Here is a 17,687-nt window from a genome sequence, read left to right as displayed (position 1 = left end):
GTTTGCCAAACCCGAATTTTAACGAAATTACCCTCTGTTTAGGGTTTTATTTTTGCAGTCAAACGCGATGGATAAGACAGATGTTTAGTCATCTGCCATGCACTCACTGCCCCCTTGCAGAAATCGAGTGACCGGTATGCAGTGTATGCTGCTTTGCGGTGCTCAACATTGTGTATTTTGAGGCTGCCACGTTGTGCTGATTGCCCGTGGCTAGCAACGCAAAAGCCATTACACAATCCCTCCCGTTAATTTCTGGTGGTTGATTCACAACCTTGGCCCGCCCTGCGCTCATGGCTATTCTGTGGCTTCGATTAGGAGCCCTACATGAAAAGAATGTTGTTTAACGCAACGCAATCTGAAGAATTGCGTGTTGCGATTGTTGATGGACAAAAACTCATCGACCTGGATATTGAACACGCTGGCAAAGAACAGCGAAAAAGTAATATCTACAAAGGGGTCATCACCCGCATTGAACCCTCTCTCGAAGCCGCGTTTGTCGACTATGGTACTGACAGACACGGCTTTTTGCCTTTTAAGGAAATCGCCCGCAGCTATTTTCAGGACAAGCCTGAAGGTCGCGCCCGTATTCAAGACGTGATCAAAGAAGGTCAAGAAGTCATTGTCCAAGTAGATAAAGACGAGCGTGGCAGCAAAGGCGCTGCCCTGACAACATTCATCTCACTCGCCGGCCGTTATCTGGTACTGATGCCTAACAACCCGCGTGGCGGTGGTGTTTCGCGCCGCGTAGAGGGTGAAGAGCGCAACGAATTGCGTGACACGATGGCCCAACTTGAAGTGCCAAATGGCATGAGCATCATTGCGCGCACCGCTGGTATTGGCCGCAATGCTGAAGAATTGCAATGGGATTTGAATTACTTGTCCCAACTATGGCAAGCCATTGAGGATGCCTCTAATTTTCAGCCGGGCGCATATCTGATCTACCAAGAAAGCAGCTTGGTCATTCGTGCTATCCGTGATTACTTCAGCGCGGATATTGGCGAAATCCTCATCGATACGGCAGATGTGCATGAGCAAGCTTTACAGTTCATGAACCACGTGATGCCTGGCAATGTCACCCGCGTCAAGCTTTACCAAGACGAAATCCCCCTCTTCTCACGCTTTCAGATCGAACATCAGATTGAATCTGCCTTTGCGCGTGAAGTGCGTCTGCCTTCAGGCGGCGCGATTGTGATTGACCATACCGAAGCCTTGGTTTCAATCGACGTCAACTCCGGCCGCTCCATCAAAGGCGCGGATATTGAACAAACAGCCTTCAACACCAACTTAGAGGCCGCTGAAGAAGTCGCACGCCAGATGCGTCTGCGTGACCTTGGTGGCTTGGTCGTGATCGACTTTATCGACATGGAAAACCAACGCAATCAGCGTGAGGTTGAAAACGCGCTGCGTGATGCGTTGCATCATGATCGCGCACGTGTGCAAATGGGCAAAATTTCGCGTTTTGGCCTGTTAGAGTTGTCACGTCAGCGCTTGCGCCCAAGCCTTGGCGAAACCAATCACATGACCTGCCCGCGTTGTAACGGCACGGGCCATATTCGTGGCATTGAGTCTACGGCTTTGCACATTCTTCGGATTACGCAAGAAGAAGCCATGAAAGAAAATAGCGCCATTATTCAGGTGCAATTGCCTGTTGAAGCCGCCACCTTCTTACTCAACGAAAAACGCGCGGACATCCACAAGATCGAGCAACGCACTGGTGTCGAAGTCGTGCTGATTCCAAACATCCATCTCGAGACGCCAAATTACAATATTTTGCGCATTCGTCTGGATGATGTGAATGAAGATACCATGCAGGCCAGCTACAAAATGGTAGACCTACCAAGCGAATCTGATTATCAACACAGTCTGAATGAAGCGGCTCCCCCGGCGAAGGTTGAAGCCGTGGTTAAGGGCATTACCCCTGCGACTGCAGCACCGATTGTCGAAGAGAAACCAGTGGTTGTTCCAGTCGTTGAAGCTAAAAAATCTTTCTTTGGCGTCATCAAATCTTGGTTAGGCCTTGAAGAAAAAGAAGTTGTAGCGCCAGTTGAAAAACCCGCACGCGAATCGAAAGAACAGCACCGCGACCGTAATAAAAACCGTAATCGCCGTGACCGCCAGCGCGAGCGCCCACAAGACCGTAACGATCGCCCTGCCGGTGAGCGTCCGGCCAGAGATGCGCAGGATACCAACGCGAATAAACCGCGTCAGGAACGTCAACAGCATGAAAAACCTGCACAAAAAGAAAAGCAGGATCGCCAGCCGGTGGCGGACAATAACAAAGCTGATGCCAATCAGGCTGTATTAACCACTCAAGTAGGTGATCAAAAGCAAGAGCGTGGTGAGCGTGGTAACCGCCGCAATCGCCATGGCCGCCGAGATCGTCGCCCTCGTGAAGAAGGTCAAACGCAAACAAATGATGAGTCAGTGAACCAAGTCGCTGCCAGCATTGACACAACGACCGCTGTAGCCACACCACCTGTGCTGGCGGAGAGTGCGCCAGTAGTTGTAACGCCGACGAATGTTGACACAGCGCCGAAAACCCTCAGCGAGCCTGCAGTAGCAAACGAGGTGGCCACTTCCAGCAATGAGCGCGCTGAGACAGCGCAGTCAAATACTGAGGCTGACCCTACGCCGGAAAAAGCACCACGCGGTCGTTCACGTGGTGGCAAAACCAGCAAAGCAAAAGGTAAACGTAGCGCTGAAGATGGCAACACACCAGCCATCGAACTCGTCGAAACCGCTGCCAAGGTCATTGCTGTCGAATCCACTAGCACAGAAACGCTGGCGCCTGCAGACACAAGCCAGAAAAAACCAGCACGCAAACGCAAACCGGCTGCCAAGGTCGCGAATACTGCGAATGATGCAGGCATTCAATTGGTTGAGACCAAATCCGAGCCTACTGCAGCCGCCACTGACGCACCTGCAAAAGCGAAAAAACCGCGCAATGCAGCCAAGTGGAAAAAAGACGAAGCCGCCGCCACGGAGCCAAGTCTGGTGATGGTTGAAACACAGAAAGAATAGTGACTCGTTTGCTGGTCACAAAATAAAAGAGGACCTAAGGGTCCTCTTTTTTTGCGGGTCCTCTTTTTTTGTGTGCACCTGTTTTATTAATTGCACATGCTTCATTTTCTGTATATTAAGCTTGCCAACGGATCACACACCAATAGCCAATGATGGTAAGTAAAATGGACACCACGACATGGGTAAAAATATGCACGCCGGCCCATACATAAGCTTGCTTTTGTAACAACACAAATGCTTGTGCCGAAAAAGTAGAAAAAGTGGTTAAACCGCCCAAAAAACCCATCGCGATAAACAAGCGCCACTCATGGGAAAGTTGTGGCATGGTCTGAAACAAGGCCAAAGCGATGCCCATTAAAAATCCACCCACCGCGTTTGCCATCAGCGTGCCTAAGGGAATCATCCCAATCGGGTTTAACCAAGTGGATAACCCCCAGCGTGCCCAAGCACCTAATGCTGAACCCAAACCAACCATGAGCCAAGATTTCATTTGAATGTCCTTCTAAAACAATAGCAGGCAATGTATCATAAGTTTAAAAAGCCTTGTGCCAACCTCCCGTTGATTTAAAGAGATTCCCTTGCGTTTATTATTTGTTACCTCAGAAATTTTCCCATTAATCAAAACCGGAGGCTTGGCAGATGTTAGTGGCGCCTTACCCGCAGCACTCACTAGCGTCGGGCTTGATATTCAGATATTGTTGCCGGCCTACCGAGGCATCATGGCGCAATGTCATGCGCCAAGGTTGTTAGGCTCATTACAAGTATTCCACGACATTCGTTGCGACATTTATCAAACTACCCTCCCCGGCACCCAACTCCCGCTTCTTTTGATTGATTACCCGGCGTTGTACGATCGCGAAGGTGGTCCTTACCATCATCCGCAGCAGGGTGAATGGCAAGACAACCCCTTACGCTTTGGCGTGCTTTCTAAAGTCGCGGCCATGCTGTCGGTACCCAACACCTTGCAATCATGGCAACCTGACTTGGTGCACTGCAACGATTGGCAAACGGGGTTGACGCCCTATTATTTGCGGCAGTTTTCAAGCGCTGCAAAATCGGTATTCAGCATTCATAATTTGGCATTTCAAGGCAACTTTCATGCGGATTGGCGCATGCGTCTGACCTTAAGCGAGCAGGACTTTCAACCTGCGGGTTATGAGTTTTATGGTCATCTTTCGTTTATGAAAGCCGGTTTGTACTACGCAGATGCCCTTGCAACGGTCAGCCCTACGTATGCGCAAGAAATTCAAACCGAGCAATTCGGTTTCGGCTTTCAGGGTTTATTGCAGCACAGAGCGCAAGATTTGGTCGGCATTTTGAATGGAATTGATACACAGGTGTGGGATCCCGCTACGGATCCTTTTTTATCGGCCCACTTTCAAGTGAAGCAACTCAGCAATAAAACGCTAGTCAAGCAGGCCTTGCAGGTCGAGCTCGGATTGCAGCCTATCGGCGACGCCCCACTTCTTGGTGTAGTCAGTCGGCTCACGCACCAGAAAGGTCTGGACATGCTGATTGAGATCGTTGATCCACTGCTCACTGCAGGCTGCCAGCTGGTGGTGCTGGGCAGCGGTGAGCCCGCGATGGAACAACAGTATCTAACCTTGATGCAACAATACCCAGGGCAAGTCGCGGTCACCATTGGCTATAACGAACCACTATCGCATCGCATCATGGCGGGGGCGGACATTTTTGTCATGCCGTCGCGGTTTGAGCCATGCGGTTTAAATCAGATGTATGGTTTGCGCTACGGTACGATTCCCGTGGTTGCAAACACAGGCGGTCTGGCAGACTCGGTGCATGGCGGCACCATGGGTGCAGACGGTAAACTGCCAAAAACGATGACCGGCTTAGTAATGGCAGACAATCATCCATCGACACTTTTGGTCACCTTACAGCAAGCCATACAGATTTATGCCAATTCTCGTCAGTGGAAACAGTTGCAAACACAAGCCATGCAACAAGATGTGAGCTGGCAAACCAGTGCAAAACACTATTTGTCGCTATACAAAAATGTGATGTCTGTTTAAAAACAAACACTTAAGAATTTTAGGTTAAAAAAAGAGGGAGCTGGCACAGAAGATGCTTATATCTAATTAAGCTTCTCCAAAGCTAACTTCTCCTCCCTCAAGACGCCATATTAGGCGTCTTTTTTTTACTTTTTAAAACGCACTATTCGGACTGAGTAGGTGGCGTCAAGTTCAAAAAGTGTTCTCGATAGTATTTCAACTCGTCAATCGACTCATAAATATCTGCTAAGGCTTCATGACGGCTGGCTTTCTTAAAGCCTGCATAGATATCTGGCCGCCAGCGACGTGACAACTCTTTAAATACACTGACATCCAAGTTACGGTAATGAAAAAACTGCTCCAGACGCGGCATATAACGCGCCATAAAACGTCTGTCCTGACAGATAGAGTTGCCACACATGGGTGACTTACCAGCAGGCACATGCGCTTGCAAAAACGCCAGCATAGCATCGGTCGCGGCCTCTTCATTCAGCGTTGAGGCTTTGACTTTGTCAATTAAACCACTACGACCATGCGTGCCTTTATTCCACGCATCCATGCCATCCAACACGGCATCCGACTGATGCACAACCAATACCGGCGATTCCGCAATCACGTTCAATTGCGCATCGGTAACGACAGCCGCTAGCTCGAGTATGCGGTCTGTATCCGGTAACAAACCACTCATCTCCATATCCAGCCAGATTAAATTGTCCTGATTAGTTGCCAATTGTGTGCCTCTCGTCATGATTTCCATTAAAATGGAACATTATATTCAGTTCAGTGAACAAGGTGGATATAAATCCATCAAAATAACACTCTGATCTTATTCGTAAATGCTCATGCTTATGTCCGCCATCTTTACTCAAATTTTTGTCGCTGTCATTGTCGTTAGTCTCGCTGTCCGCGTCTGGCTGGGGCTGCGGCACATACGGCACATACAACAACATCGCCAACAAGTGCCTGTAGCTTTCCAGCAAACCATCAGCCTTGAGGCCCATCAGCGTGCCGCAGACTACACAAGCGCTAAAGTGAAACTACGCTTAAACGAAACCATCATTGAGTCGTTGGTGTTGCTGGCACTCACCCTTGGCGGCATCTTACAGACCCTAGACCAAGTCTGGCAGCAATGGTTGCCAGCGCATGAAATTATTCGCGGTGCGTTGGTCATTTGTTCTGCCATGTTGATCTCAGGCTTGGCTACCCTGCCCTTCGACTACATCCAGACATTCAAAGTAGACGAAGAGTTTGGTTTCAACAAAATGTCGCCTGCCATGTTTTTTAGTGACATGATCAAACACAGCGTGGTCGGTGTATTGCTGGGCGGCCCGATTCTGTTCGCGGCATTGTGGTTGATGCAAAGCGCTGGGGAAGCTTGGTGGCTTTATTTGTGGTTGATTTGGAGTGCATTTAACCTGTTTATGCTGGCGGTTTATCCCGTATGGATTGCCCCTTTATTTAACAAATTCACGCCGATGCAAGATCAAACACTTAAAGCCCGCATTGAAGCGCTGATGCAAAAATGCGGCTTTGCCAGTCAAGGTTTGTTTGTCATGGATGGCTCTACCCGCTCAGGCCATGGGAATGCTTATTTCACGGGCTTTGGCAAAAATAAACGTGTGGTATTTTTTGATACCTTGCTCGAAAAATTGAATGCAGACGAAATTGAGGCCGTTTTGGCACATGAGCTTGGCCACTTCAAACATCAACATGTGATCAAACGGATTGCCATGATGTTTGGTCTGAGCTTGGTTGGTTTGGCGTTACTCGGCTACTTAATCAAACAAGAGTGGTTTTTCACGGGGTTAGGGGTCGCACAGGCCAGCAACCACATGGCTTTACTGCTGTTTGTGCTGGTTTCACCTGTGTTTATGTTTATTTTGCGCCCAGTATTGGCTGCGTACTCACGTACCAATGAGTTCGAAGCAGACCACTATGCAGCACAGCAATCCAGACCAGCATTTTTAATTGATGCTTTAGTCAAGTTGTATCGCGATAATGCGTCGACACTTACGCCTGATCCGCTGCATTCCGCGTTTTATGACTCGCATCCACCCGCTAGCTTACGCATTGCCAAGTTAGAAACTTACGCATGAAACTCAGTGGCTTGATCAGTGTGGTATTTGCGGTTGCAGGCCTGCAAGCCAATGCCGCAGATCAAGCCTTGCAAGCAGGCAAAAAACTACTCGAGTCTAATTGCATTCATTGTCATGCCAGCAGTTACGGCGGTGATGGCAGTGGCATCTATACCCGCGATTACCGCAAAGTGCGCTCCTTGAGCGGTCTTAAAGCACAAGTCACCAGCTGTAACACCATGCTCAACCTAAAATGGTTTGATGATGAAGAGCAGCAAGTGGTACAGTACCTTAATCATACCTATTACCATTTCTAGCATGCCACTTGAAGGTCTCATTGTCGCTGCCTACGGCAAGCGCTATAACGTTGAATTGCTGGACGGCCGCGTACTCAGTTGCGTCACGCGCGGTAAAAAGGTGGATAATGCCGCGGGTGATCGCGTCAGCGTCACGCTCACCGCCAATCATGAGGGTGTCATAGAGAAAACGGCACCTCGTCAAACCCTGCTCTACCGCAGCAATGCCTTCAAAAGCAAAATTCTCGCGGCCAATGTCACACAAATACTAATTGTGTTAGCGACGCAACCTAGCTTTTATGAAGATTTGCTGAATCGCTGTTTGGTTGCCGCCGAAGCAGCTGGCATTCGTGCGGTGATTATTCTAAACAAATGTGACTTACCTAATCCGCAAGCCATGCAAAAGCTGCATCAGTATGCAGCACTCGGCTATCTGACCATACAACTCAACGCCAAAGACTCAGTTGAAAGCCTTAAACCCTTGTTGACAGGACACACGAGCGTGCTGGTCGGACAGTCCGGTATGGGCAAATCCACCATCATCAATAGTCTGCTACCAGAAGCCCGCAGTAAAACCCAAGAAATCAGCGCCACCTTAGATAGCGGCAAACACACCACCACCGCCACCCACTTGTACCATCTGGATAGTCAAAGCGCGATTATTGACTCACCAGGGCTGCAAGAATTTGGTTTGTATCACATCAATGAGGCCGACCTCGAATATGCCTTTGTCGAGTTTAGGCCTTTGATTGGTCACTGCAAATTTAACAATTGCACGCACACGCATGAGCCGGAGTGCGTCATTTTGCAGGGGTTGGCAACAGGCACGATTGCACCAGAGCGCCTACAAATTTTTCAACAAATCCGTGCTGAAAACACCGTACAAATCTATCACTAACGCCCGTTTTCTATTGCTTGTGTGCGCCTCAGACAAAAAAACACCCTGCCGAAGCAGGGTGTTTTTGTTTACACGTACGTAGACGTGTGAGGTGCTAACAATATTACAACGCGAACACGTTTAATGCACCGCCACCAGGCGCCGCATTATACTTGGTCAGCTCTTTGTAACCACCCGCTGCACCCAGCGCATCGGTGTCACTGGTCATGCCGAGGTTCATCGCTACACCGGCCCAACCACCGATACCTGACAAGATACCAATGTATTGCTTGCCTTTGTTACCGTAGGTAAACGCGTTACCAATAGCACCAGAGCCCACTTGGAACTTCCACAACTCTTTACCAGACTTGGCGTCTACCGCTTTGAACCAACGATCCAGCGTGCCGTAAAACACCAGATCAGAGGCCGTAGTCAACGCACCACTCCAAGCAGAAAACTTCTCTTTGTTGTACCAGACTTTTTTGTTGGTCATTGGGTCATAGGCAGCAAAGCCACCCATCACGCCATCTGGACCGGCAAACATGGTGAGGGTTGCACCTACCCATGGTTGACCAGCCACATATTTAGACTCTACTGGCTCGTAAGTCATACATACGTGGTTCAGTGGTGAGTACATCAAGCCAGTTTTTGGTGAGTAAGCTGCTGGCTGTTGGTCTTTAGTGCCTAACGCTGCTGGACAAATGCCTTTGGCGTTGTAGTCTTGGTGCGTAGAAGCTGCGGCTAATTTATCTGGCACACCTGTTTTCAAATCAACGTTGTTAGCCCAGTTGACAAATGGGTGCACTTTTTCAGCGGCAATCAATGAGCCGGTGCTGGCGTTCCATGTGTAAGCGAAGCCGTTACGGTCATGGTGCCACGCATAGGTTTTACCGCCTTTGTCGAACAGAATCACTTCGTTTACACCATCGTAATCCCACTCGTCGTGTGGTGTCATCTGCATTGCCCATTTAGCAACACCAGTATCCAAATCACGTGCAGTCACAGTCATCGACCATTTGTTATCGCCTGGGCGAACATCTGGGTTCCAAACCGAAGGGTTACCAGCACCGTAGTACACCAGATTGGTACGGGCATCATATGGCCACCAGCCCCAAACAGAGCCACCACCATGTTGCCAGCCATCTTTAACCGCTTGTGGTTTTAACCAAGTGCGGGTACCCAATTCTTTTTCGCCGCCTTTGATTTGTTCGGCTGTCAGGCGTTTGAAAGAACCGCCTTCTTTGTTACCACCATTCACGTCTGAATACACAGACAGCGCGTTATACAGTGGATTGTCTTTGTTGGTATTGGCGTCGTGCAATGTCTCAGCATCAGGGCCTGTAGAATACGCTTTCCATGCCAGTGAGCCATCTTTCAGGTTGTAAGCAGCGATAAAGCAACGCACGCCGAATTCAGCCCCTGAGCAACCTGTCAGTACTTTGTCTTTGATTACATGTGGCGCGTTAGTATTGGTGGCACCCACTTTTGGATCCGTGTTTTTGACTTCCCAGACTTTTTTACCGTCTTTGGCGTCCAAAGCCACTAATAAACCATCGTTTTGTTGCAGGTAAATACGGCCATCGCCATAACCCAAGCCACGCGTGACGTTATCACAGCACAATACCGCTTGTACGCTAGGATCTTGTTTTGGAAAATAAGACCAAACAATTTTCTGGTTATCGTTCAAATCCAAGGCATACACGTTATTTGGGAAAGCGGTCACGATGTACATCATGTTGCCGACCACCACTGGCGAGCCTTCGTGACCACGGTTTACACCGGTCGCAAATGTCCACGCCATTTTCAGATTTTTCACATTGCCTTTGTTCACTTGTGCCAAGGCGCTGTAAGCTTGGTTGTTATGCTGGCCGCGTGGATGCGCCCAGTTGTTTGCATCTTTCATTGCATTTTCTTGATCCGCAGCCGCATAGGCCATGGCTGGTAAGGCAAGCGCTACGCTGGCTGCAATACCAAAAGCAGTTTTAATTTTCATCATCGTTATATCTCCGGAAGAAAAATCCCAAAAGGATCTATCACAAATTGCAATTTAAAAAATTGCGCTGTGCTTAAGTTTGCCACTGGCACTAGGATTTCCAGAGCGGTCATTTTCCTATCAAGGAAGAATGTCACTTTATTAAGCGCTTGTAACTGTAATATAAATAGCCCCCCGAAACAGCCAGCCAGTTTTGGGTTTTATTCATGGGCCAGATCAGGAATTTTTCTCAAAACTTTATAAAACTGCTTTTTTTTTGTATCATTTGACCATCGAAGGCCATGTCCTAGTGTGCCCTTCAGGTAATCGTGTGTTCCGCCATGGCGGTGACACTTTTTTACTTGATTATGAAGGTAAACACTGACTGTGCTAAGACCCTGGCATTACTCCCTCGTATTGGACAAAGCATCGCCGCATTCAATACACCATCAACTCATCGCGCATTTTCGTGCCATGATTGAAGGGGGCACCTGGTTGGGCGGTAGCCCACTCCCTAGCTCCCGTGAAATCGCACAACGACTGAGCATCAACCGAAAAACGGTTTCTCGCGTCTATGAAGAACTGTCTGCACAAGGCCTTATAGTCACCCAGCCCAAACGCGGCACCTTTGTGGCAGAATCGCCACGCGCTGAAATACCCGCCGCCACCCCTAGCCAGCCCGAACAAGACACCACGGCAGCGAGCATTGATCAGTTAATCCAGAAAACCTGCGCACACCATATCCGCAGGGTGGCTTTGCACATGCACAAACTGCGCCCGCAAGACTACGATGTCACCGGACTATTTAATCTCAAGCACATGTTGGCCAACTTATTGGCGCACGAAAGGCGCTATCTGGTCTCCCCCGAACACATTAGCTGCGGCACCTGGCAAGCTTTACAAAGCGCATTAATACACTCGCTGAATTTGAACGACGGCTACCTGCTATTGGCCCATACCACGAGCTTGACGCTCGAAAAACAGCTCCTGAGACAAGGCGTCAAGGTATTGCGATTGCCCGCCATTGCAGCAGGGAATGCGCACGAGTTTATCGAGCAAGTGGAAAAATACTGCATCAATTATCCAGTCTCGGCCTTATGGTGTGACACCGCTTGCTTGTTTGAGCCACAAACAATGGCGTCTATGCAGACACTCGTGGCACAAAAACTGGCAGATTATCACCTATTACTGATTGAAGATCAGCGCACGCACCTACCCTTTGTGCAGCCCAGCCAGCCACTCGCCAGTAGACACGCCCAAAGCATCTTGCTAGGCAGTCTGTATGGGGAGTGTTGCGACATGTTTAATGTGTGCTATCTGGCCAGTAATCTAGGCTTTTCAAACACGTTTAAACATGAGTTGAATGTACAGCAACAGCAATCTTCTTTGCTCAATATGCTGGCACAAAGTGAATTGATCAAGCGCGGCGAATACAAAAAACTGCTGACCAGCATTCATCGTTTCTTACAGCCCGCATGAACGACTTTTTAGCCCGATTGGGCGGTTCATCACATCCAACCCACAGCCAATCTGGCTGTTTTTAACCACCAAAAATACAGGAAAAAATCCTATTTACATGAAAAATAATGTTTTGAATCATTGTGTTAATTTTTTTCATGCGCATGGCACACTTCATGCTCATTAGTCAGTGGGAGTGAGCTATCACTAGGACCGATACCAGCAGACTGCATATCCGCTGGTATCGGGGTAGACACTCCCTCACTTGCATAATGATCTCATGCAAAAAAGGCACCGCAAACGCGGTGCCTTTTATTTACTGGCAACCTACCGAGTGATCAATTACTCTTGGCCGATTTGGTAAATTTCATAGCTGGTTTCTACGATTTTGCCAGTCGATGCATCCACTTCGACTTTAACTTCTTCGTTATCCGCTTCGAGGATGTCGAATTCGTAAGAGGCTTTACCGTCAGGTTCTAATTCGTATTCAACTTCAACCACTTTACCTGGGTGTGCAGCCAAGGCAGTCGCTTTCGCTTCTTCTTCTGATACTTTGGCTAAGGCTTTGAAGCGCTCGTCCGTCGCAGTCACTTCTTCTTCTACCTCAGTGACTTTGCCAGTTTTCGCGCTGCACTCGATGTCCCAGGCTTTACCGTCGTTGGTCTGCACGTCAAACTCGTAAACTACTTGTTTACGCTCGGATTTGGCTTCCAGTTTAACAATTTTGCCATCGTGCTTGGACAATGCTGCTTTTACGCACTTACCTAGGCTGTCATAGGCTTTTGGCTTGATGGTTTCGTGGTCAGCGAATGCCTGACCGGATAATACGCCGCACAGTGCGGCTATTAATAGTGACGCTTTCGTTTGCATAATGATCTCCTTGTTTAAAGTCATGAATGAAGAACACGAAACAAGCGCTAGGGACGATTGTTTCGAGAATTCACAACGCGGAAAGGATATCAAAAAGCCGCTAAGCTTTTGAAAATATTACACCTTGTTAACAAAATGGTTAAAAGCAACCATTCATGCACCGTGCAATACGACTGGACTACACCGCCACAGGCGCTTTGATCGCAGGGTAAGGGTCGTAATTTTCAAGGGTAAAATCTTCAAACTTGAACGCAAAAATATCCTCCACCGCGGGATTAATGCGCATGATGGGCAACCCACGCGGACTGCGCGTTAATTGCTCGCGCACCTGATCCATATGATTGCTATAAATGTGGGCATCACCGAGGGTGTGCACGAAATCGCCAAGTTGCAAATGGCAGACTTGCGCCACCATCATAGTCAACAGCGCATAAGAGGCTATATTGAACGGCACCCCTAGAAAAATATCTGCGCTACGCTGATATAACTGGCAACTTAACTTACCGTCCGCCACATAAAACTGAAAGAAGGCATGGCAAGGCGGCAACTTCATGCGCTCAACGTCCGCCACGTTCCAAGCAGATACAATCAGCCGCCGTGAGTCTGGGGTCTGTTTAATCTGCTGGATCACCTGCGCAATCTGGTCTATGTGCGTGCCATCAGGCTTGGGCCAGTTGCGCCATTGGTAGCCATAGACCGGACCGAGATTGCCTTGATCATCCGCCCACTCATCCCAAATTTTTACCCCATGCTCTTTGAGATAAGCAATATTGGTGCTGCCTTGTAAAAACCACAACAACTCATGAATAATCGATTTGAGATGCACTTTTTTCGTGGTCAATAACGGAAAACCCTCAGCCAGATTAAAGCGCATCTGGTAGCCGAACACAGAAGTGGTGCCGGTGCCGGTGCGATCCGTTTTGACATGTCCATGCGCCAGCAAGTGGTTAAGTAAATCATGATACTGCTGCATTAAAGGCCTCCCGTTGCGGTTAGGTGTTGGCGACAATAAACGCTTTAATCGCATCGACATCCACATCCATCACTGTCGATGTTTGCGGCAAGTCCTCGAGGCCAGCTAGGCTGGCTGGACGCTCGGGCGCTTCGCCCAAGGCTTCGATGATGGCGTCTTCAAACTTGGCAGGCAATGCGGTTTCTAGTACCAACATCGGCACGCCGGGCTGCCGGTGTTCTAGCGCCACTTTTAGGCCATCGGCCGTATGCGTGTCTATAGTGACCCCATATTGCGCTTTGGCGGCACGGATCATTTGCATGCGGTTAGCATGGTTACTGTGGCCAGAGACAAAGCCAAAATCGGTAACTTTATCGAAGTCACCGCTGGCTTTGAGGTCAAATTTTCCGCCGTGGTCTACCGCGGTCCACAACGAACGCACTCTGCCACCATCGCGACCCACTAGATCGTAGACAAAGCGCTCGAAGTTAGAGGCTTTGCTGATGTCCATAGATGGGCTAGAGGTATGGTAAGTGTTGGCTGAACCACGCGGGGCATAGAGGCCGGTGTTAAAAAACTCATCCAACACATCGTTTTCATTGGTCGCGACGATCAGGCGGTCAATCGGCAACCCCATCATGCGGGCGATATGACCCGCGCATACATTACCGAAATTGCCACTAGGCACGGTAAAGCTGACTTTCTGGCGATTGTCAGTGGTGACGGCCAAATAGCCCTTAAAGTAATACACAATTTGTGCGGCAATTCGCCCCCAGTTAATGGAGTTCACTGCCCCAATTTTGTATTGCGCCTTGAAGGCATGATCGTTGGAAACGGCTTTGACCATGTCTTGCGCATCGTCAAATACCCCTTTTACCGCAATATTAAAAATATTATCGTCTTGCAAACTGAACATTTGGGCAGTCTGGAAGCGACTCATTTTTTGATATGGCGATAACATAAATACGCGCACACCTTGTTTACCACGCATCGCATATTCCGCAGCCGAACCAGTATCGCCTGAGGTGGCGCCTAAAATATTGGTCGTTTGGCCGGTTTTTCTCAGCACATATTCAAACAGGTTACCCAATAATTGCATGGCCATGTCTTTAAACGCCAACGTGGGACCATTGGATAAGCTGAGCAGATAGAGATCCTCCTCAAGCTTCAGCGTCGGCGTAATATCTTCAGCGCTTTGACCGGCTCGCACATATTGATAAACTTCTGCGCTGTAAGTCTTGTCGATAATCGCCTGCAGGTCTGTGTGCGGAATATCACTGTCATCCACCAAACGCGACAACACCGCAAAAGCCAATTGCCGATAGTTCATGCGCCGCATCGCATGCAAATCAGCATCACTGAATTGGGGATACTGCTCTGGCAGGTATAAACCGCCGTCAGGCGCAAGCCCCCCCAGCAGAATTTCACTAAACGTCAAAGCAGGCGACTGCCCGCGGGTACTAATATATTTCATTGCTTTCAACCGTAAGTTAGCGAGACAGTGTTTCCATGCGGATTTTGGTCACTTGACCAGCAATCGCGGGCAGTAACTCAATGTGCTTGATCGCAGCATCCATGGTTTTTTCTTGCGTGGTATGCGTCAAAATGACGATGTCAGCCTCAGATTCGCCCTCTGCGGGCTCTTTCTGCAGCATGGCATCAATCGAGATTTGCATATCGGCGAGAATCTTGGTAATCGCAGCCATCACGCCTGGTTTGTCTGTCGCACGCAAACGCAGATAGTAAGCAGAGTGCACCTCTGCGATTGGCAAGATCGGCAAGGTCTGTTGTTGATCAAGTTGGTAACCTAAATACGCCACGCGCTGCTCAGGCTTGGTGCCTTGTAAGCGTGCAATATCGACTAAGTCTGCAACCACCGCACTGGCAGTAGGTTCAGCACCCGCACCAGCACCATAATACAACGTCGGGCCCACTGCATCGCCTTTCACCACCACGGCATTCATGGCGCCATCCACGTTGGCGACCAAACGCTTTTCCGGGATCAGGGTCGGATGCACACGCAACTCGACGCCTTCACTGGTTTTTTTGCTGATCCCCAGTAATTTAACGCGGTAGCCAAGCTCTTCGGCATATTGAATATCTTTAGTCGTGAGTTTGGTAATACCCTCGGTGTAAGCTTGCTCAAACTGCACGGGCATGCCAAACGCAATGCTTGCCATTAATGTGAGTTTATGTGCAGCATCAATACCCTCAACGTCAAAAGTGGGGTCAGCCTCGGCATAGCCCAGCCGTTGCGCCTCTTTCAACACATCCACAAACGCTAACCCTTTGTCACGCATTTCAGTCAGGATAAAGTTAGTTGTGCCATTGATGATGCCGGCCACCCATTCGATTTTGTTGGCGCTCAGCCCTTCACGCAGCGCTTTAATGATTGGGATGCCACCGGCCACGGCAGCCTCAAAAGCGACAATCACGCCTTTGTCAGCTGCGGCCTTAAAAATTTCGTTACCGTGCACAGCCAGCAGGGCTTTATTCGCGGTGACGACATGTTTACCATTGGCAATAGCGGTCAACACCAGTTCTTTGGCAACGGTATAACCACCAATCAACTCCACAACCACGTCGATCTCAGGGTTGTTAACCACGGCAAAGGCATCTTCTGTCAAAGCAACCTGCCCGCCTGTGACTTGTTCAGCCAAGGCAAGATTACGATCAGCCACCTGCACAATACGAATGTTGCCGGCAATGCGACGGGCAATCTCCGTCTGGTTGCGCGTAAGCACGGCATATGTACCGCCGCCTACTGTGCCAACACCCAACAAACCTACTTTTAATTCTTTCATACTCATACTCACCATTGATGGCTTGCGCGCACGCTTACCTTATTTTGAATGTTTCTTGCGATAGCTTTCCAGATAGCGCCCAATGCGGGTCATGGCCTCGGTCAAGTCATCGACATTGGGCAAGAACACCACTCTGAAATGATCAGGTGATTTCCAGTTAAAGCCTGTCCCCTGCACCAGTAGCACTTTCTCTTCCAGCAACAAATCTAGAATAAATTGCTGATCATCCGCAATCGGATACATGTCAGGATCTAATTTAGGAAACAAATACATGGCGGCGGCGGGTTTGACACAGCTCACTCCTGGCATGGCAGTCAGCATGTCATAGGCCAGATCGCGCTGTTTACACAAGCGCCCACTCGGCGCCACCAGATCATTAATGCTTTGGTAACCGCCGAGGGCAGTCTGAATCGCCAATTGACCAGGCACATTGGCACACAAACGCATAGACGCCAGCATATTGAGGCCTTCGATATAATCTTTGGCATCTTTTTTATCACCCGAGATGATCATCCAGCCCGAACGATAACCACAGGCGCGGTAGTTTTTAGACAAGCCATTAAAAGTCACAAACAGCACATCATCTGCCAGTGAAGCAATCGAGGTATGCGTGTTACCGTCATACAGCACCTTGTCGTAGATTTCATCGGCAAAGATCACCAAGCCGTGGTGACGGGCAATCTCGATGATGCCTTCTAACGTTTCTTTTGGATATAACGCACCGGTTGGATTGTTTGGGTTAATAATCACGATACCTTTGGTATTGGCCGTGATTTTATTTTCGATATCCTCAAGATCAGGCAACCACCCAGTTTGCTCGTCACAGACATAATGTCGAGCGGTGCCGCCAGCGAGATTAACCGCCGCGGTCCACAATGGATAATCGGGCATAGGCACCAGCACTTGGTCGCCATTATTGAGCAGGCCTTGCATCGCCATCACAATCAGCTCAGATACCCCATTGCCAATAATGATGTCATCAATCGTCACCCCAGGAATATTTTTTTGCTGGGTGTAGTGCATGATGGCTTTGCGTGCGGCAAACAAACCCTTGGAATCGGTGTAGCCGGAGGCATGATCCATATTGTGGATGACGTCCTGCACAATTTCTTCTGGGGCATTAAAACCGAACGGCATCGGGTTGCCGATGTTCAGCTTGATAATACGCTGACCGTCTTCTTCCATCTGCCGGGCGCGTTGCAGCACGGGCCCGCGGATGTCGTAACAAACATTACTGAGTTTATTGGATTTATTGACTGGCTTCATCGCTGGTTAACAAACACTTCTGACGTGTGTTAAGCTCTTAAAGTAAAACTTTCATTCTACCTGCAAACCCTTGCTACATCAATGAAA

Annotated in this window: 14 protein-coding genes; 6 read left to right on the top strand and 8 right to left on the bottom strand. The window is 49.0% G+C overall.

What is annotated here, in order from left to right; all coding sequences use genetic code 11:
• The first annotated feature begins 324 nt into the window (after positions 1-324).
• Positions 325-3,021 carry an Rne/Rng family ribonuclease gene (locus tag FIT99_RS05330; protein ID WP_140003342.1) on the top strand — a complete coding sequence of 899 codons (2,697 nt, stop codon included), beginning with the start codon at positions 325-327 and terminating at the stop codon, positions 3,019-3,021.
• A 115-nt stretch (positions 3,022-3,136) separates the two neighbouring features.
• On the opposite strand, the gene crcB is transcribed toward FIT99_RS05330, so the two are convergent.
• Positions 3,137-3,511, bottom strand: a complete 375-nt coding sequence (gene crcB / locus FIT99_RS05325) for a fluoride efflux transporter CrcB (protein ID WP_140003341.1) — start codon at positions 3,509-3,511, stop codon at positions 3,137-3,139.
• An 88-nt stretch (positions 3,512-3,599) separates the two neighbouring features.
• Here crcB and glgA point away from each other — a divergent pair, with 88 nt between their 5' ends.
• The gene (glgA, locus tag FIT99_RS05320) at positions 3,600-5,051 is read left to right on the top strand and encodes a glycogen synthase GlgA (RefSeq protein WP_140003340.1); all 1,452 of its coding nucleotides are present in this window, start codon (positions 3,600-3,602) and stop codon (positions 5,049-5,051) included.
• Between the two features lie 142 nt (positions 5,052-5,193).
• On the opposite strand, the gene orn is transcribed toward glgA, so the two are convergent.
• Positions 5,194-5,778 carry an oligoribonuclease gene (gene orn, locus FIT99_RS05315; RefSeq protein WP_140003339.1) on the bottom strand — a complete coding sequence of 195 codons (585 nt, stop codon included), beginning with the start codon at positions 5,776-5,778 and terminating at the stop codon, positions 5,194-5,196.
• 100 nt (positions 5,779-5,878) lie between these two features.
• On the opposite strand from orn, the gene FIT99_RS05310 reads away from it, so the two are divergent.
• Genes FIT99_RS05310 through rsgA form a run of 3 tightly spaced genes read left to right on the top strand, consistent with a single transcriptional unit; the run spans position 5,879 to position 8,299 of the window.
• Complete coding sequence (locus tag FIT99_RS05310) at positions 5,879-7,126, top strand: M48 family metallopeptidase (RefSeq protein WP_140003338.1); 1,248 nt, start codon at positions 5,879-5,881, stop codon at positions 7,124-7,126.
• Positions 7,123-7,422, top strand: a complete 300-nt coding sequence (locus tag FIT99_RS05305) for a cytochrome c (protein WP_140003337.1) — start codon at positions 7,123-7,125, stop codon at positions 7,420-7,422. The genes FIT99_RS05310 and FIT99_RS05305 overlap by 4 nt, the downstream gene beginning before the upstream one ends.
• A 1-nt stretch (position 7,423) precedes the next feature.
• Entirely contained in the window at positions 7,424-8,299 is an 876-nt protein-coding gene (rsgA, locus tag FIT99_RS05300; protein WP_140003336.1) for a ribosome small subunit-dependent GTPase A, read from the top strand.
• Between the two features lie 103 nt (positions 8,300-8,402).
• Here rsgA and FIT99_RS05295 read toward each other — a convergent pair whose 3' ends face one another.
• Positions 8,403-10,274 carry a PQQ-dependent dehydrogenase, methanol/ethanol family gene (locus FIT99_RS05295; protein ID WP_140003335.1) on the bottom strand — a complete coding sequence of 624 codons (1,872 nt, stop codon included), beginning with the start codon at positions 10,272-10,274 and terminating at the stop codon, positions 8,403-8,405.
• 363 nt (positions 10,275-10,637) lie between these two features.
• Here FIT99_RS05295 and FIT99_RS05290 point away from each other — a divergent pair, with 363 nt between their 5' ends.
• Positions 10,638-11,729 carry a GntR family transcriptional regulator gene (locus FIT99_RS05290; RefSeq protein ID WP_223261293.1) on the top strand — a complete coding sequence of 364 codons (1,092 nt, stop codon included), beginning with the start codon at positions 10,638-10,640 and terminating at the stop codon, positions 11,727-11,729.
• Between the two features lie 321 nt (positions 11,730-12,050).
• On the opposite strand, the gene FIT99_RS05285 is transcribed toward FIT99_RS05290, so the two are convergent.
• From FIT99_RS05285 to FIT99_RS05265, 5 genes are all read right to left on the bottom strand, one after another.
• Complete coding sequence (locus tag FIT99_RS05285; RefSeq protein ID WP_140003334.1) at positions 12,051-12,578, bottom strand: PepSY domain-containing protein; 528 nt, start codon at positions 12,576-12,578, stop codon at positions 12,051-12,053.
• 178 nt (positions 12,579-12,756) lie between these two features.
• Positions 12,757-13,551, bottom strand: coding sequence for a thymidylate synthase (locus FIT99_RS05280; RefSeq protein ID WP_140003333.1), 795 nt, complete (start codon positions 13,549-13,551; stop codon positions 12,757-12,759).
• 19 nt (positions 13,552-13,570) lie between these two features.
• On the bottom strand, positions 13,571-15,004 hold the full coding sequence (gene thrC / locus FIT99_RS05275) for a threonine synthase (protein WP_140003332.1): 1,434 nt from the start codon (positions 15,002-15,004) through the stop codon (positions 13,571-13,573).
• Positions 15,005-15,020: 16 nt separating this feature from the next.
• Positions 15,021-16,334, bottom strand: coding sequence for a homoserine dehydrogenase (locus tag FIT99_RS05270; protein WP_140003331.1), 1,314 nt, complete (start codon positions 16,332-16,334; stop codon positions 15,021-15,023).
• 39 nt (positions 16,335-16,373) lie between these two features.
• Positions 16,374-17,600, bottom strand: a complete 1,227-nt coding sequence (locus tag FIT99_RS05265; RefSeq protein WP_140003330.1) for a pyridoxal phosphate-dependent aminotransferase — start codon at positions 17,598-17,600, stop codon at positions 16,374-16,376.
• Positions 17,601-17,687 lie beyond the last annotated feature (87 nt).

The sequence above is a fragment of the Methylophilus medardicus genome, from assembly GCF_006363955.1.
Taxonomy (GTDB): Bacteria; Pseudomonadota; Gammaproteobacteria; order Burkholderiales; family Methylophilaceae; genus Methylophilus; species Methylophilus medardensis.
The sequence above is the reverse complement of the archived record's forward strand: the minus strand, read 5'-3'. Positions and strand labels throughout refer to the sequence as shown.

Excerpts from the sequence above, each read along its gene's own strand:
- FIT99_RS05330 (WP_140003342.1), top strand. The coding sequence starts at position 325 with ATGAAAAGAATGTTGTTTAACGCAACGCAATCTGAAGAATTGCGTGTT.
- crcB (WP_140003341.1), bottom strand. The coding sequence starts at position 3,511 with ATGAAATCTTGGCTCATGGTTGGTTTGGGTTCAGCATTAGGTGCTTGG.
- orn (WP_140003339.1), bottom strand. The coding sequence starts at position 5,778 with ATGACGAGAGGCACACAATTGGCAACTAATCAGGACAATTTAATCTGG.
- FIT99_RS05310 (WP_140003338.1), top strand. The coding sequence starts at position 5,879 with ATGTCCGCCATCTTTACTCAAATTTTTGTCGCTGTCATTGTCGTTAGT.
- FIT99_RS05305 (WP_140003337.1), top strand. The coding sequence starts at position 7,123 with ATGAAACTCAGTGGCTTGATCAGTGTGGTATTTGCGGTTGCAGGCCTG.
- rsgA (WP_140003336.1), top strand. The coding sequence starts at position 7,424 with ATGCCACTTGAAGGTCTCATTGTCGCTGCCTACGGCAAGCGCTATAAC.
- FIT99_RS05295 (WP_140003335.1), bottom strand. The coding sequence starts at position 10,274 with ATGATGAAAATTAAAACTGCTTTTGGTATTGCAGCCAGCGTAGCGCTT.
- FIT99_RS05285 (WP_140003334.1), bottom strand. The coding sequence starts at position 12,578 with ATGCAAACGAAAGCGTCACTATTAATAGCCGCACTGTGCGGCGTATTA.
- FIT99_RS05280 (WP_140003333.1), bottom strand. The coding sequence starts at position 13,551 with ATGCAGCAGTATCATGATTTACTTAACCACTTGCTGGCGCATGGACAT.
- thrC (WP_140003332.1), bottom strand. The coding sequence starts at position 15,004 with ATGAAATATATTAGTACCCGCGGGCAGTCGCCTGCTTTGACGTTTAGT.
- FIT99_RS05270 (WP_140003331.1), bottom strand. The coding sequence starts at position 16,334 with ATGAAAGAATTAAAAGTAGGTTTGTTGGGTGTTGGCACAGTAGGCGGC.
- FIT99_RS05265 (WP_140003330.1), bottom strand. The coding sequence starts at position 17,600 with ATGAAGCCAGTCAATAAATCCAATAAACTCAGTAATGTTTGTTACGAC.